The sequence below is a fragment of the Caballeronia jiangsuensis genome (genome assembly GCF_046030135.1).
In the GTDB taxonomy this organism is placed as follows: domain Bacteria; phylum Pseudomonadota; class Gammaproteobacteria; order Burkholderiales; family Burkholderiaceae; genus Caballeronia; species Caballeronia jiangsuensis.
On record NZ_JAQQDB010000034.1, the window covers coordinates 23531 to 39444 of the forward strand.

Annotated in this window: 16 protein-coding genes; 8 read left to right on the top strand and 8 right to left on the bottom strand. The window is 63.2% G+C overall.

What is annotated here, in order from left to right:
- Window positions 1-2 precede the first annotated feature (2 nt).
- From PQR08_RS28570 to PQR08_RS28590, 5 genes are all read left to right on the top strand, one after another.
- Window positions 3-899, top strand: a complete 897-nt coding sequence (locus tag PQR08_RS28570; protein ID WP_250483532.1) for a polysaccharide deacetylase family protein — start codon at window positions 3-5, stop codon at window positions 897-899.
- Between the two features lie 84 nt (window positions 900-983).
- On the top strand, window positions 984-1445 hold the full coding sequence (locus PQR08_RS28575) for a peroxiredoxin (RefSeq protein ID WP_250483533.1): 462 nt from the start codon (window positions 984-986) through the stop codon (window positions 1443-1445).
- Window positions 1446-1843: 398 nt separating this feature from the next.
- The gene (locus tag PQR08_RS28580) at window positions 1844-3709 is read left to right on the top strand and encodes a PhoH family protein (RefSeq protein WP_250483534.1); all 1866 of its coding nucleotides are present in this window, start codon (window positions 1844-1846) and stop codon (window positions 3707-3709) included.
- A 193-nt stretch (window positions 3710-3902) separates the two neighbouring features.
- The gene (locus PQR08_RS28585) at window positions 3903-4868 is read left to right on the top strand and encodes a C40 family peptidase (RefSeq protein WP_250483535.1); all 966 of its coding nucleotides are present in this window, start codon (window positions 3903-3905) and stop codon (window positions 4866-4868) included.
- Window positions 4869-4926: 58 nt separating this feature from the next.
- Window positions 4927-5733 carry an SDR family oxidoreductase gene (locus PQR08_RS28590; RefSeq protein ID WP_035498754.1) on the top strand — a complete coding sequence of 269 codons (807 nt, stop codon included), beginning with the start codon at window positions 4927-4929 and terminating at the stop codon, window positions 5731-5733.
- Between the two features lie 50 nt (window positions 5734-5783).
- Here the strand turns inward: PQR08_RS28590 and PQR08_RS28595 are convergent, their stop codons facing one another.
- The 8 genes from PQR08_RS28595 to PQR08_RS28630 form a co-directional block, all read right to left on the bottom strand.
- Complete coding sequence (locus PQR08_RS28595; protein ID WP_035498755.1) at window positions 5784-6794, bottom strand: inorganic phosphate transporter; 1011 nt, start codon at window positions 6792-6794, stop codon at window positions 5784-5786.
- A 112-nt stretch (window positions 6795-6906) separates the two neighbouring features.
- On the bottom strand, window positions 6907-7533 hold the full coding sequence (locus PQR08_RS28600; RefSeq protein ID WP_035498756.1) for a DUF47 domain-containing protein: 627 nt from the start codon (window positions 7531-7533) through the stop codon (window positions 6907-6909).
- A gap of 140 nt (window positions 7534-7673) precedes the next feature.
- On the bottom strand, window positions 7674-9062 hold the full coding sequence (locus PQR08_RS28605; RefSeq protein ID WP_035498758.1) for a replicative DNA helicase: 1389 nt from the start codon (window positions 9060-9062) through the stop codon (window positions 7674-7676).
- 116 nt (window positions 9063-9178) lie between these two features.
- Window positions 9179-9634: a 50S ribosomal protein L9 gene (gene rplI / locus PQR08_RS28610; RefSeq protein WP_187604823.1), complete on the bottom strand. Its 456-nt coding sequence runs from the start codon at window positions 9632-9634 to the stop codon at window positions 9179-9181.
- Window positions 9635-9662: 28 nt separating this feature from the next.
- Window positions 9663-9938, bottom strand: a complete 276-nt coding sequence (rpsR, locus tag PQR08_RS28615; RefSeq protein ID WP_014191233.1) for a 30S ribosomal protein S18 — start codon at window positions 9936-9938, stop codon at window positions 9663-9665.
- A gap of 2 nt (window positions 9939-9940) precedes the next feature.
- Window positions 9941-10240 (bottom strand): primosomal replication protein N, encoded by a 300-nt coding sequence (priB, locus tag PQR08_RS28620; RefSeq protein WP_035498764.1) that lies wholly within the window; start codon window positions 10238-10240, stop codon window positions 9941-9943.
- 45 nt (window positions 10241-10285) lie between these two features.
- Window positions 10286-10657 carry a 30S ribosomal protein S6 gene (rpsF, locus tag PQR08_RS28625; RefSeq protein WP_014191231.1) on the bottom strand — a complete coding sequence of 124 codons (372 nt, stop codon included), beginning with the start codon at window positions 10655-10657 and terminating at the stop codon, window positions 10286-10288.
- Between the two features lie 121 nt (window positions 10658-10778).
- On the bottom strand, window positions 10779-11732 hold the full coding sequence (locus tag PQR08_RS28630) for a LysR family transcriptional regulator (protein WP_187604824.1): 954 nt from the start codon (window positions 11730-11732) through the stop codon (window positions 10779-10781).
- A 172-nt stretch (window positions 11733-11904) separates the two neighbouring features.
- On the opposite strand from PQR08_RS28630, the gene gcl reads away from it, so the two are divergent.
- From gcl to PQR08_RS28645, 3 genes are all read left to right on the top strand, one after another.
- Window positions 11905-13680, top strand: coding sequence for a glyoxylate carboligase (gene gcl / locus PQR08_RS28635; RefSeq protein WP_238215602.1), 1776 nt, complete (start codon window positions 11905-11907; stop codon window positions 13678-13680).
- Between the two features lie 72 nt (window positions 13681-13752).
- Window positions 13753-14553: a hydroxypyruvate isomerase gene (gene hyi, locus PQR08_RS28640; RefSeq protein ID WP_035498943.1), complete on the top strand. Its 801-nt coding sequence runs from the start codon at window positions 13753-13755 to the stop codon at window positions 14551-14553.
- 27 nt (window positions 14554-14580) lie between these two features.
- Window positions 14581-15486, top strand: a complete 906-nt coding sequence (locus PQR08_RS28645; RefSeq protein WP_250483536.1) for a 2-hydroxy-3-oxopropionate reductase — start codon at window positions 14581-14583, stop codon at window positions 15484-15486.
- Window positions 15487-15914 lie beyond the last annotated feature (428 nt).

Genomic DNA, 15914 nt, shown 5'->3' on the forward strand with positions numbered 1-15914 from the left:
GCGTGGCCCGCATCGTTCTCAAGATCGACGTCGATACGCTGCGCGGCACGCGCGAAGGCGTGCCCAACCTCGGGCGTCTGCTCGACAAGTACAGCGCCCGCGCGACGTTCCTCTTCAGCCTCGGCCCCGATCACACCGGCTGGGCGCTGCGGCGCGTCTTCCGGCCCGGCTTCCTGAAGAAGGTGTCGCGCACGTCAGTGGTCGAGCACTATGGCGTGAAGACGCTCATGTACGGCGTACTCTTGCCGGGGCCGGACATCGGCCGCGAAGCCGTGTCGGAGATGCGCGCGATTCACGAAGCCGGCTTCGAATGCGGCATCCATACGTGGGACCACGTCTACTGGCAGGACAACGTGCGTGGGCGCGACCGCGAATGGACCGTCGCGCAGATGCGGCAGAGCCATGCGCGTTTCATCGAGATCTTCGGCGGACCGCCCGTCACGCACGGCGCGGCCGGCTGGCAGATGAACGGCTACGCGTTCGAGCAGATCGATGCATGGGGCATGCGCTATGCGTCCGACGGGCGCGGTCACACGCCGTACATTCCCGTGCTGGATGGCCGCACGCTGAACCACATCCAGATGCCCACGACGCTCCCGACGCTCGACGAAGTGCTGGGTGTCGACGGCGTCGACGAAAGCAACGTCGCGGCCCATGTGCTGCGCCATACGGCCGACAATCCGCACGATCAGGTGTTCACCCTGCACGCCGAACTCGAAGGCCAGAAGCTCGCGCCGGTGTTCGAGCAACTGCTCGCCGGCTGGCGCGCGCAGGGACACACCTTCGCCACGATGGGCGATTACCATGCGGCGCTGGACCGCGCGTCGCTGCCCACGTACCCTGTGACGTGGGGCGAGATTCCGGGCCGCGCGGGCGAGCTGATCGTTCAGGCGGGCTGAAGCGGCGCGTGGCCGCTTTTCGGGACTCGCCGCGAGTTTCGTCTTCTTTCTCACCTACAAATCAGAACAACCGGAGAAACCTACGTGTCAGTCGCAGTCGACCAGCCCGTTCCCGACTTCACCGCGCCCGCGACGGGTGGCGAGTTCACCCTGTCCTCCCTGCGCGGCAAAAAGGTCGTGCTCTTCTTTTATCCGAAGGACAACACGCCGGGCTGCACGACCGAAAGCCTGCAGTTTCGCGACCACTACGACCAGTTCAGGGCGGCGGGCGCGGAAGTGATCGGCATCTCGCGTGACAGCGTGAAATCGCACGACAATTTCAAGGCCAAGCTGGAACTGCCCTACACGCTGGTGTCGGACGGCGACGAAGCCATCTGCTTGGCCTTCGATGTCATCAAAATGAAGAAAATGTATGGCAAGGAAGTGCGCGGCGTCGAGCGTTCGACCTTCCTCATCGACGCAAAAGGCGTGCTTCGCCGCGAGTTCCGTGGCGTCAAGGTGCCAGGCCACGTAGAGGCTATTGTCGAGGCTGTACAAGCGATTTGAGGCACGATATATTGGTTCGCAATGAGCGCCTGTCCTCCCCATTCCCTTTGTCTTAGCGCGAGCCGCCGTGTGCCTGTCGGTACGGTCGGCATGGACCCGGGCTACGTGGAGCCGGCAAGGGAAAGGCGCTCTGAGACAGAAGTCAGCCGCTGGTTCCGGTAGTCGGAACGGCGGCTTTTTTATTTGGCGTCGCACAAAAGCCACGGTTGACCGGCTCGCAAGCGGCGCGTTGCACGCGACCTCCAAGGAGCAGATCGAAACTTAGGCGAACCGGCGATTTCGACAACTAAGCGCGCCACCGGGCGCAAACTGCGGGATTCGTATCGCTTCGAGGGCGGACGAGCAGGATGCGACAGGCGGCGCACGATACACGACCCGATTCCTTTCGAGGGAACACTATGCCTTTGCCTACCGCCCCGGCCAAGCTCGGCCACCTCCTTCCGGCTGAAGAATACAAGGCCAAAGCCCGGCCTTCGAAACAGTCGAAGAAACAAGCCGCGGCGAGCGATGACGACGCCTACGGCGCGGTCGAGACCGTCGCCGCCGAGCGTCCCGCCACGAACGCCGCGCACACGCTGCGCTCGATCGCGAGCGAAGTGCTGACCCAGATTCCGGCCGAACCGCACGTGGAAGCGGTCGTGCCGCCGCCCGCGCCGGGCACCGTGCCGACGCGCGGCCGAAAATCGAAACAGACCGCGGCGCTCCTGCAGCCGGCGCCGGCCGCGCGCGCCACGCCGGAACCCGTCGAAGCTCGCACCGAGCGCGCCGAGACGCCTGTGGCGACGGAGACTTCGGCTCGGACCTCGGCGAGAGACACGCGCACGCAAAACAAGCGTCGCAAGGGCACGGCGGCGGAAGCCGAACTGCGCAAGCTGTTCGTGCTCGACACCAACGTGCTGATGCACGATCCGAGCTCGCTCTTCCGCTTCGAGGAACACGACGTCTATCTGCCGATGATGACGTTGGAAGAACTCGACAATCACAAGAAGGGCATGTCGGAAGTGGCGCGCAATGCCCGTCAGGTGAGCCGCACGCTCGATGCGCTCGTCGCGCACGCGGGCGACGCCGGCAAGATGGCGGAAGGTTTGCCGCTCGCCGCGCAAGGCAACCGCGACGCGCTCGGCCGCCTTTACTTCCAGACCACGCTCACCGACATCGAGCCGGTGGAAGGCCTGCCGGTCGGCAAGGCGGACAACCAGATTCTCGGCGTCGTACGCGCGCTGCAGAAGGAGCGGCCGGATCGGCAGGTCGTGCTGGTGTCGAAAGACATCAACATGCGCATCAAGGCGCACGCGCTCGGGCTGCCCGCCGAGGATTATTTCAACGACCAGGTTCTCGAGGACAAGGACCTGCTCTACTCGGGCGTGCGCGCACTGCCGCAGGACTTCTGGACCAAGCACGCGAAAGGCATGGAGAGCTGGCAGGACACCAAGACCGGCACGACGTATTACCGCGTGACCGGGCCGCTGTGCCCGTCAATGCTTGTCAACGAGTTCGTCTATCTGGAGCCGCAGAACGGCGAGCCGTCGTTCCACGCGGTCGTGCGCGAACTGAACGGCAAGACCGCGCTCCTGCAGACGCTGCGCGACTACGGCCATCACAAGAACAACGTGTGGGGCATCACCGCGCGCAACCGCGAGCAGAATTTCGCGCTCAATCTGCTGATGAACCCGGAAGTCGATTTCGTCACGCTGCTCGGCCAGGCGGGCACCGGCAAGACGCTGATGGCGCTCGCCGCGGGCCTCGCGCAGGTGCTCGACGACAAGCGCTACAACGAGATCATCGTGACGCGTGCGACGGTGCCGGTCGGCGAAGATATTGGCTTTCTGCCGGGCACCGAGGAAGAGAAGATGCAGCCGTGGATGGGCGCGTTCGACGACAACCTCGAAGTCCTGCAAAAGACCGACGATGCCGCCGGCGAATGGGGCCGCGCCGCGACGCAGGAACTCATCCGTTCGCGGCTGAAGGTGAAGAGCATGAACTTCATGCGCGGGCGCACGTTCGTCGACAAGTACGTGATCATCGACGAGGCGCAGAACCTGACGCCGAAGCAGATGAAAACGCTCGTCACGCGCGCAGGTCCGGGCACGAAGATCATCTGCCTCGGCAACATCGCGCAGATCGACACGCCGTACCTGACCGAGGGCAGTTCGGGTCTTACGTACGTAGTCGATCGCTTCAAGGGTTGGACGCATAGCGGACACGTGACGCTCGCGCGCGGCGAACGTTCGCGCCTCGCGGACTACGCGTCCGACATCCTGTAAGCACAGCGCATTGGCGTTTCCATGCGGCCCGGCGAAGCAAGTCGCCGGGCCGCTTCTTTTTGTCTGAACGTTCCCCGGCTGCAACACTTACGGCACAAACTTCATGTAAATCCTGAAGACATCTTGTCGCACGCCCGTTCGGCGGGCTAGTATCGGCACAGTGCCCTCCCGGCGAGATTGCTCGCCTAATGCAATGTGTCGAATCTGGTTGCTGCTTTCCGTCACCGTACTGCTCGCCGCGTGTGGATCCGCGCCGCAGCAGACGGCACGCAAGCCCGCCGCCAGCACGACCGCCAGCCGCACCTATCAGCCGCCGCCCGGCTTTCCCAATTTCGTCGATCACAGCGTCGGGCGCGAGGAAATCTCCATTCAGGCGATGTCGCTCGTCGGCGTGCCCTACCGCTGGGGCGGCAATACGCCGGACGCGGGCTTCGATTGCAGCGGGCTCGTGCGTTATGTCGTCGACCGCGCGGCGTCGGTCAATCTGCCGCGCACGACCGCCGACATGAGTTCGCGAGGCGAATCGATCGAGCCGGACGGCATCGCGCCGGGCGACCTAATCTTCTTCAACACGACCGGACGGCCGCATTCGCACGTGGGCATTTACGTCGGCAAACTGCGTTTCGTGAACGCGCCGTCGACGGGCGGCACCGTGCGGCTCGACTATCTGACGAACCCGTATTGGGCGAAACGCTTCGACGGTATCCGACGCGTCGCGCCGCCCAAGGCCGCGCCCGCGCCGTTCGATGCACCGACTTATCTGGCATCGCCCGCGCCCGTGCAAACGCCCGCGCCGACGCCTGCCTATGCGCGGCAAGTGCCAGCCGCTCCGGCAAACACAGACGCGTTCGAACCGCCGCCCTCCACGCTCACCGCCGCGCAGCGACAATCGCAAGCCGCGGGCGCGATCGCGCCGCAGACGGCCGCCGCCGTCAACGCGTCGTCCGATCCGATCCAGGCAGCCGCCGACGCCTTCGAGCCGCCGCCTCCGACCTCGCGCGCCGCACGTCAACAGGCGCGCGCCGCTCAGGCCACCGACTCAACCGATCCCGCCGAAGCGCCCGTACGCGTGATGCGCGCCTCTACCGGTTCGCTCGCCGCGCCCCGCCCCGCGCAAACCGACGATCCCATCGCAAGCTTCGCGACCGGCACGAACTGACGCGCGCCACGCGTCTCTGCTATCGTGTTTCGATCATTCTTCGACGGAGCGCAATACCATGGACCTGGGACTCGCGGGCAAGGTCGTCCTGATCACGGGCGGCAGCAAGGGAATCGGATTTGCATGCGCCAAGGCGTTCGCGAGCGAAGGAGCGAAAGTCGCGATCGTCTCACGCGATGCCGCGAATCTCGCCCGCGCCCGCGAACAACTGGCGAGCGCCGGCTATCACGTGCATCTCGCGCGCGCGGACCTGCACGAAGCGCACAGCGCCGAGGATGTGGTCGAGGAAGCGAGCGCCGCGCTCGGACCGATCGATATCCTCGTCAATAGCGCGGGCGCCGCCCGTCGCTACGATCCCGACACGCTCGATGCCGCGGCCTATAAAGCGGCCATGGACGCCAAGTACTTCTCCTACGTCTATCCGCAGCAGGTCGTGCTGAAGCGCATGGCCGAGCGCCTGCGCAACGAACCGGGCACGGAACCCGGCGCGATCGTCAATATTGTCGGAATGGGCGGGAAGATCGCGACGGACATCCATATCGCGGGCGGCGCGGCCAATGCGGCGCTGATGCTCAATACCGTCGGCCTCGCCCATCATTACGCGAAGCTCGGCATTCGCATCAACGCGATCAATCCGGGCGCGACGCTCACCGAGCGCGTCGAGGAAGCACTCGATCTGGAAGCGAAACGGCAAGGCGTCACGCGCGATCAGGTGCTTGCCGAAAGCCAGGCGAAAGTGCCGCTCGGACGCTATGCAAAACCTGAGGAAATCGCCGACGTGGCGCTCTTTCTGGCGAGCCGCCGCGCGAGTTACGTGTCGGGCGCGATCATTCCGATGGACGGTGTGTCGTCGCCGATCATTTGACGCGCTCGGGCCCCGAAGCGGTTCGGGGCCCGAGGCAAGATAAAACGCGCTTACAGGAAGCGGTGGCCGACCCACCAGCCCGCTGCGGCGAGCGCAGCGGATGCCGGTATCGTCAGAATCCACGCCCACACGATATTACCCGCGACGCCCCAGCGCACCGCGCTGAACTTCTGCGTCGCGCCGACGCCGACGATCGCGCCGGTGATCGTATGCGTGGTCGAAACGGGAATGCCGAGGAACGACGCGACGAAGAGCGTGATCGCCCCGCCCGTCTCCGCGCAGAATCCGCCGACCGGCTTCAGCTTTGTGATTTTCTGGCCCATCGTGCGCACGATGCGCCAGCCGCCGAAGAGCGTTCCGAGACCCATCGACAGATAGCACAGGCCGATCACCCAGATCGGCGGCGCATCGGCGGCGGCCGAAGCGTAGCCGGTCGCGATCAGCAGCATCCAGATGATGCCGATGGTCTTCTGCGCGTCGTTGCCGCCGTGGCCGAGCGAATACAGGCCCGCCGACACGAGCTGCATGCGCCGGAAACGCCGGTCGACCTTCGAGGGCGGCGTGCGGAAATACAGCCACGACACGAGCAGCATGAAGAACGAGCCGAGCACGAAGCCGAGCAGCGGCGAGATGAAAATGAATGCGACCGTCTTCAGCAGCCCGTCCCAGTTGAGCGACCCCCAGCCCGACTTCGCGAGCGCGGCGCCGACGAGACCGCCGATCAGCGCATGCGACGAGCTCGACGGAATGCCGTAATGCCACGTGACGATATTCCAGCCGATCGCGCCGACGAGCGCACCGAAGATGACGTAGTGATCGACGATTTCGGGATCGATCGTGCCTTTGCCGACGGTCGCCGCGACCTTCAGGTGAAAGATGAAATACGCGATGACGTTGAACGCGGCGGCGAACGCGACGGCCTGCTGCGGTTTGAGCACGCCGGTCGAAACGACCGTCGCGATGGAATTGGCGGCGTCGTGAAAGCCGTTCATGAAGTCGAACGCGAGTGCGACTATGACGAGCAAGGAGACTGCCCAGATGGCGAGTTGAATCGAATGCATCGGTTGGTGTTGTTTTGACCGGTCTTGAAATGCGCTGCCGGTTAGTCGTCCCGGTTTTCTCGTGTCCCGCCGCGCGCGGGCCTGCCGCGCGCCGGGGGCTTGGACGGCGTGGTCAGGCGTTTTCCAGCACGATGCCTTCGATGATGTTCGCGACGTCTTCGCACTTGTCGGTGATCGTCTCGAGCAGTTCGTAAATCGCCTTCAGCTTGATGAGCGTCTTCACGTCGTCTTCCTCGCGGAAGAGCTTCGACATCGCCGAGCGCAGCACGCGGTCGGCGTCCGACTCCAGCCGGTCGATTTCCTCGCAGATCTTCAGGATTTCGCTCGCGCGCTTCATGTCGGCCAGCAATTCGACAGCCTGCTGCACGCGCGTGACCGTGCCGGTGCAGATATGCGCGAGCTGGCTCGCCTCCGACGTCACCGCGCGCACGTCGTACAACGAAATGGCCGTGGCGACGTCCTCCATCAGATCGAGGATGTCGTCCATCGTCGTGATGAGCTTGTGGATTTCGTCGCGGTCGAGCGGCGTGATGAACGTCTTGTGCAGCAGATCGATGGTCTCGTGCGTGAGCTTGTCCGCGCGCTTTTCGTTCGCCTGGACGTTCTGCTTGTGGACCTCGGCATCGTCAAGGTTATCGATCAGCAGTTCGAGCTCGCGGCTTGCATCGACCATGCACTTCGCGTGCGCGTTGAAGATCTCGAAGAATTTGCCCTCGGTGGGCATGAAACGACCGAACATGAAATTCCCGCTAAATGGGTCAATTTGAGACGTACATCAAACCGTCATATTGTACCTGCGCACATTGGCGGACGCACCGCGCGTTCATGACACGCGGTGGCCGATGTCGTCAGGGATTGACAGCGAATGCGATCGGAGGCCTATTCGCCGCCGTAGAAGTTCTGCGCGCCGGCGAAGTTGTCGAACTTCGTGTACTGGCCGTGGAAGGTCAGGCGCACAGGGCCGATAGGACCGTTACGCTGCTTGCCGATGATGATTTCCGCGGTGCCCTTGTCCGGGCTGTCGGGGTTGTAGACTTCGTCGCGATAGATGAAGAGGATCACGTCCGCGTCCTGTTCGATAGCGCCCGATTCGCGCAGGTCCGACATGATCGGGCGTTTGTTCGGACGTTGTTCGAGACCTCGATTCAACTGCGACAGCGCAATCACTGGCACGTCGAGTTCCTTCGCGAGACTCTTGAGCGAACGCGAGATTTCGGAGATTTCGGTCGCGCGGTTTTCGCCGCCGCCCGAGCCCGACATCAATTGCAGATAGTCGACGATGATCAGGCCGAGCTTGCCGCATTGCCGCGACAGACGCCGCGCGCGCGAGCGCAGTTCCATCGGGTTGAGGCCGCCGGTTTCATCGATGAAAAGCTGCGCCTCGCTCATTTTCTGCACCGCGTGCGTGAGCTTCGGCCAATCCTCGTCCGTGAGACGGCCCGTGCGCATGCGATGCTGATCGAGCCGGCCGACCGAACCCAGCATACGCATCGTCAGTTGCGTGCCCGGCATTTCCATCGAGAACACCGCGACGGGCAAGCCGTACTCCACCGCCACGTATTCGCCGACGTTCATCGAGAACGCGGTTTTACCCATCGACGGACGGCCGGCCACGATGATCAGTTCGCCGCCGTGCATGCCCGACGTCATGCGGTCGAGATCGACGAAGCCTGTCGGCGTGCCGGTCACATCGCTCGGATTCGCCGTGTGATACAGCGTGTCGATGCGCTCGACGACCTGCGTGAGCAGCGGCCCGATTTCCAGAAAGCCCTGCGTGCCGCGCGCCCCGTCTTCGGCGATCGAGAACACGCGCGCTTCGGCTTCGTCGAGAATCTGGCGAACTTCCTTGCCTTGCGGATTGAAGGCATCGGCGGAAATTTCATCCGCGACAGACACGAGCCGGCGCAGCACGGCGCGGTCGCGCACGATCTCCGCGTAGCGGCGGATATTCGCGGCGCTCGGCGTGTTTTGCGCCAGCGCGTTCAGATACGCGAGGCCGCCCACTTCCTCGGCCTTGCCGGCCATCGTGAGCGCTTCATAGACGGTGATGACGTCAGCCGGGCGCGTCGCCGCGATCAGCTTGCCGACGTGCTCGTAAATGATCCGATGGTCGTAGCGATAGAAATCGCTCTGGTGCATGACATCGGCGATGCGGTCCCATGCGGCGTTGTCCAGCAGCAGGCCGCCAATCACGGATTGCTCGGCTTCGATCGAATGCGGCGGGACCTTCAGCGCGTCGAGTTGCGGGTCTTTGGACGGAGCGTTCATGGGGTGGAATTATCGATTAATGTCGCGCGCTAGGCTACGTTCAGACGAAAAAAAGCGGAGCCATGAAAGGCTCCGCTTTTTCGTACCGCACGCGAGACCGAAGTCTCGCGTCAAACTTACGCGTGCTCGCCGAGCACCGACACGGTGACGTCGACCAGCACGTCCGTGTGCAGCGCCACTTGAACCGAATGGTCGCCGACCATCTTCAGCGGGCCTTGCGGCAGACGCACTTGCGCCTTTTCCACTTCGGCGAAGCCTTGCGACTTCAGTGCTTCAGCGATGTCCGCGTTCGTGACCGAACCGAACAGACGGCCGTCCACGCCAGCCTTTTGCGAAACCTGAACCGTGAAGCCGTTCAGCTTTTCGCCTTGCTTTTGCGCGTCCGCCAGCTTTTCAGCGGCGACCTTTTCGAGCTCGGCGCGGCGAACTTCGAATTCGGCGATGGCGTCCTTCGTTGCGCGGCGTGCCTTCTTGCCGGGGATCAGGAAGTTACGTGCGTAGCCGTCCTTGACCTTGACGATATCGCCGAGGTTGCCCAGGTTGACGACCTTTTCCAAAAGAATGATTTGCATTTTTGGCTTTCCTTAGTGCGTCGTCTGATTAGGCCTTGTGCAGGTCGGTGTACGGCAGGAGCGCGAGGAAACGCGCGCGCTTGATTGCCGTGTCGAGCTGGCGCTGGTAGTGCGCCTTCGTGCCAGTCAGACGAGCCGGCGTGATCTTGCCGTTTTCGCCGATGAAGTCCTTCAGCGTTTCCGTGTCCTTGTAGTCGATCTGCTCGACACCGGCTGCCGTGAAACGGCAGAACTTCTTGCGCTTGAAGAGCGGGTTTTGTTGCTGACGACGCTTGTCGAATTTCTTACCAGTCGGGCGGGGCATGATTAGTCCTTTCCAATGTCCTGCAATTCTGTGATGTGAAACACCAGGGTTCGCGCGTTACGGCTCTTTTTGGCCAGAAATCCGGTGAAGCGTGCTTCGACGCCCATCGGACAGCTTTCCAGCCTGCCGCTCGCTTCTCCGGCCGCGACCGCCTGCAGTGTCAGTTCGATCTGACGGGCGATGCCCGCTTCGACGACTTCCGCGCGGTGTTGCAACGTGCAGCTTGCGATCGGGATGCCGGCGGGCGTGTACCGCACCGGTTCGCGTTCCACAACGCTTGCTGTCAGTTGCAGCCGGTTCACGAGATGGCTTCTGTTCCCTGGTGGCTTGACAGTATTGAACTGTCCTTAAGCCTGCGCTTCCGACGGCTGGCTAGCCGCCTTCTTGGCTTCTTCGCGCTGCACTTCCTTCATCATCGGCGACGGGCCGGTTTCGGCCTTCTTCATCTTGACGATGAGGTGACGCAGAACGGCGTCGTTGAACTTGAACGCGTGTTCCAGTTCTTCGAGCGTGGCCTGGTCGCATTCGATGTTCATGCAGACGTAGTGAGCCTTCGCGAGTTTCTCGATCATGTAGGCCAGTTGGCGACGGCCCCAGTCCTCGATGCGGTGGATCTGACCACCGTGCGACGTGATCGTGCCCTTGTAGCGCTCGATCATGGCGGGCACTTGCTCGCTCTGATCGGGATGCACGATGAAGACGATTTCGTAATGACGCATATTCACTCCTTGTGGATATAAGCCACCCGGGCGTCGGACCGGTGCGGCAAGTGAGAAGCCAAAGATTATAGCTTTTTACATGCGGCTGCGCAAATACGATTTCGAACGCGTTTTCAAGTAGTTACGACGCCTGCGCGGGCGCCGTCTGCGGCTCGCCCGGAAGCGTCAGCCGACGGCTCCAGTAACCGGGTTGCGCATAGATTTCCTTAAGATAATCAATGAAATAGCGCACACGCGCCGGTACGTAGCGCTGTTGCGGATAGACCGCGAGGATGTCGTAATCGGGCAATTCGAATTCGTCGAGGACGGTTTCGAGTTCGCCCGATTCCAGTTGCCGCTGGATTTCCCAGGTCGAGCGCCAGCCGAGCCCCAGTCCCTCCGACGCCCAGCGATGCAGCAATTCGCCATCGTTGCAATCGAGCGTCCCGGTGACGCGAACCGTCACGACCTTGCCGTTACGCCGGAAATACCAGCCGCGATTCTGCCCGCCTTGGAGATTGAACGCGAGGCAGTTGTGATTCGGCAGGTCTTCGAGCGCTTTCGGCCGGCCGTGCTTCCTGAAATAGGCGGGCGTGCCGCACACCACGCGCCGGTTGCCCGCGAGCTTCACGGCGACAAAATTCGGATCGACCGCGCCGCCGATGCGAATCGACAGGTCATAGCCCTCGCGCACCAGATCGACGACGCGGTCGGTCAGATTGAACGACATCTGCAGTTCGGGTTTGTCGGCGACGAATGCGGGCGCGTGCGGCGCGACATGCATGCGCCCGAACGCCGCCGGCGCCGACACGATCAGATGCCCGCCGACCGCGCGCCGTCCCGCCGCGAGCTCGTTTTCCGCCTGATCCCATTCCAGCAGCAGATTCTTGCAGCGGTCCAGAAACGCCGCGCCCTCTTCACTCACGACGAGCCGCCTCGTCGAACGGTACATCAGCTTCACGCCGAGGCGCTTCTCGAGCGCGTCGATTCGCCTGCCGAGAATCACCGGCGAAACGCCCTCCTCCAGCGCCGCCGCCGCCAGGCTGCCGGCTTCGGCCACGCGCACGAAAGTTTCTATCTGCTTGAAGCGGTCCATCTCTCGTCTCCAGCCGCCCGACCGCGCGGAACGGGCATTCGATACTTTTTGTTTGGGAAAAAGCGACTGCGGCTGATCTTATCAAACCTTTTTCACAGACTTAAAGTGCAACGGAACCCTGCTTGAATGCAGACAGCCATTTCGGATAGAGACCCCCAGGAAGGAGACAACCATGCCCAAGATGAGAGCCGTCGACGCAGCCGTCCTCGTGCTGGAAAAAGAAGGAATCGATACCGCGTTCGGCGTGCCGGGCGCAGCGATCAACCCGTTCTACTCGGCGATGAAGAAGTCGGGCGGCATCAGCCACGTGCTCGCGCGCCACGTCGAGGGCGCATCGCACATGGCCGAAGGTTATACCCGCGCCGCGCCCGGCAACATCGGCGTTTGCATCGGCACGTCGGGCCCGGCGGGCACGGACATGATCACCGGCCTCTACTCGGCCCAGGCGGATTCGATCCCCATTCTCGCGATCACCGGCCAGGCGCCGCGCGCGCGTTTGTACAAGGAAGACTTCCAGGCCGTCGATATCGAATCGATCGCCAAGCCGGTCACGAAGTGGGCCGTCACCGTGCGCGAGCCGGCGCTCGTGCCGCGCGTGTTCCAGCAGGCATTCCATCTGATGCGCTCGGGCCGTCCGGGTCCGGTGCTGGTCGACTTGCCGATCGACGTGCAACTCGCCGAAATCGAATTCGACATCGACACGTACGAGCCGCTGCCGGTCTACAAGCCGAAAGCGACGCGCGCGCAGATCGAAAAGGCGCTGACGATGCTCAACGACGCCGAAAAGCCGTTGATCGTCTCGGGCGGCGGCGTGCTGAACGCGGCGGCGGAAGATCTGCTCGTGCAGTTCGCGGAAACGCTCGGCGTGCCCGTGATTCCGACGCTCATGTCCTGGGGCGCGATCCCCGACGATCATCCGCTGATGGCGGGCATGGTCGGCTTGCAAACGTCGCACCGCTACGGCAACGCGACGATGCTCGCCTCGGACTTCGTGCTCGGCATCGGCAACCGCTGGGCGAATCGCCATACCGGCAGCGTCGAGGTGTACACCAAGGGCCGTAAGTTCGTGCACGTGGATATCGAGCCGACGCAGATCGGCCGCGTGTTCGGACCGGACCTCGGCATCGTGTCGGATGCGAAGGCCGCGCTCGAACTGTTCGTGGAAGTGGCGAAGGAATGGAAGGCCGCCGGCAAGCTGAAGGATCGCGGCGCGTGGGTCGCGGACTGCCAGCAGCGCAAGCGCACGATGCTGCGCAAGACGCACTTCGACAACGTGCCGATGAAGCCGCAGCGCGTCTACGAAGAGATGAACCTCGCGTTCGACCGCGACACCTGCTTCGTCACGACGATCGGTCTGTCGCAGATCGCGGGCGCGCAGTTCCTGCACGTGTTCAAGGCGCGCAACTGGATCAACTGCGGCCAGGCCGGCCCGCTCGGCTGGACGATTCCCGCCGCGCTCGGCGTGCGTGCGGCTGACCCGCAACGCAAGATCGTCGCGCTTTCGGGCGACTACGACTTCCAGTTCATGATCGAAGAGCTCGCGGTGGGCGCGCAATTCAAGCTGCCCTACGTGCATGTGGTCGTGAACAACTCGTATCTCGGTCTGATCCGTCAGGCGCAACGCGGCTTCGACATGGACTACTGCGTGCAGCTCGCGTTCGACAACATCAACGCGCCTGAACTCGAAGGCTATGGCGTGGACCACGTCGCTGTCGCCGAAGGCCTCGGCTGCAAGGCGCTGCGCGTGCACAAGCCGGAAGACATTGCACCCGCGCTGAAGCGTGCGCAGGCGCTGGCCGCCGAACATCAGGTGCCGGTCGTGGTCGAGATGATTCTCGAGCGCGTGACCAACATCGCGATGGGCACCGAGATCGACGCGATCAACGAGTTCGAAGAGCTCGCCGAAACCAAGGCCGATGCGCCGACCGCCGTCACGCCGCTCGACTGAAGCTTCGCCGCCGCGCGTTCGATCGAGCGAATGCGCGGCGAACATTCACTGACCGACCATCAGGAAAGAACAATGCCGAAATTTGCCGCGAATTTGACCATGCTGTTCAACGAAGTCCCGTTCCTCGACCGCTTTGCCGCGGCCGCGAACGCGGGTTTCAAGGCGGTCGAGTTCCTGTTCCCTTACGCGTTCTCGATCAGCGATATCCAGAAGCGCCTGAAGGACAACGACCTGCGGATCGTGCTGCACAACCTGCCCGCGGGCAACTGGGAAGCGGGCGAGCGCGGCATCGCCTGCCTGCCGGATCGCGTCGCGGAGTTCCGCGAAGGCGTGCCGCGCGCGATCGAATATGCGAAGGCGCTGAACGTGCCGCAACTGAACTGCCTCGTCGGCATTCCGACGGCGGGCGTATCGGCGGAACAGGCGCGCACGACGATCATCGAGAATCTGCGTTTTGCCGCGGAAGCGCTGAAGAAGGAAGGCATCAGGCTGCTGGTCGAGCCGTGCAATTCGTACGACATTCCGGGCTTCGCGCTGAACCGCTCGAAAGAAGGACTGGATGTGATCCGCGCGGTCGGCTCGGACAATCTGTTCCTGCAGTACGACATCTATCACATGCAGCGCATGGAAGGCGAACTCGCCGCGACGATCCGGAAGAACCTGCCGCAGATCGCGCATATCCAGCTCGCCGACAACCCTGGCCGCAACGAGCCGGGCACGGGCGAAATCAACTACGCGTATCTGTTCGGTCTGCTCGACGAGATCGGCTATCAAGGCTGGATCGGCTGCGAGTACAAGCCGCTCGACGGCACCGAAGCGGGCCTCGGCTGGCTTCAATCGATCGGCGGCGTGAAGCAAGGCGCAACCGCTTAAACCAGACACACAGGAGGAGCTCGAAGTATGGCAACGATCGGTTTCATCGGCCTCGGCATCATGGGCGCGCACATGGCGCGCAATCTCATCAAGGGCGGCCACAAGCTCGTCGTGAACGGCAAGTTTCCGGTGCCGGACGATATCCGCGCGCAAACGCAGGTCGTCGCGGATTCCTCGGCGGTCGCGCAGGAAAGCGAGGTCGTCATCACGATGGTGCCCGACACGCCCGATGTCGCCAATGTGCTGTTCGCCGATGACGGCGTCGCGAAGGGTCTCACGAAGGGCAAGCTCGTGATCGACATGAGCTCGATCGCTCCGCTGGAAACGCAGGAGTTCGCGAAGAAGATCAACGCGCTCGGCTGCGACTATCTCGACGCGCCGGTTTCCGGCGGCGAAGTCGGCGCGCGCGAAGCGACGCTCACGATCATGGTCGGCGGCCCCGAGAAGTCGTTCGAGATTGCGAAGCCGCTGTTCGAACTGATGGGCAAGAACATCTCGCTCATCGGCGACAACGGCGCGGGTCAGACCTGCAAGGTCGCGAACCAGATCATCGTCGCGCTGAACATCGAGGCGGTCGCGGAAGCGCTGCTGTTCGCGGCTCGTTCGGGCGCCGATCCGGAGCGCGTGCGTCGTGCGTTGATGGGCGGCTTCGCGTCGTCGCGCATTCTCGAAGTGCATGGCGAGCGCATGACGAAGCGCACGTTCAATCCGGGCTTCCGGATCGAGCTGCATCAGAAGGATTTGAACCTCGCGCTCGACGGCGCGCGCAAGATGGGCCTCGCCCTGCCCCACACGGCCAGCGCGCAGCAACTGTTCAGCGTGTGCGCCGCGAACGGCGGCAAGGCGTGGGATCACTCGGCGCTCGTGCGTGCGCTCGAAATCATGTCGAACTTCCAGGTGGCTGACGAGCCGGCGCAAGCCAAGGCTGCGTAAGCGGCACCTGAACCGTGGGGCGTCCCGCGTATGGGCACGCGGGACAAATGTCGCTCTGGGCTGAGGGCGACAAAGTGGGGTCCGAGAAGCGGCACCCGGTGATGCGCCGGGTAAGCCTTGGTCGGTCAGACGGTTTATCGTCGGGTGTCCGCGTCGGATTGCTTTTTTTGGTTTTCTGTGGATGGCCTGATTTCGTGTCGGTTTATTAGCACTGCCCCTGTGCGGGGCGGCAGTCACTTTCTTTGCTGCTGCAAAGAAAGTAACCAAAGAAACAGCTTCTCACCGCCCGAGGTCACACGCACGTTGGCCATGCTTGCCAGCCGTCGATGGCACTCGCCTAAGTGTCGCCCTCGAAGGACTTACCGGGCTTGGCTCGCGCACGGTCCGTCACATCGCACCACACCACAAACTGGTTCAGCACCAAATAG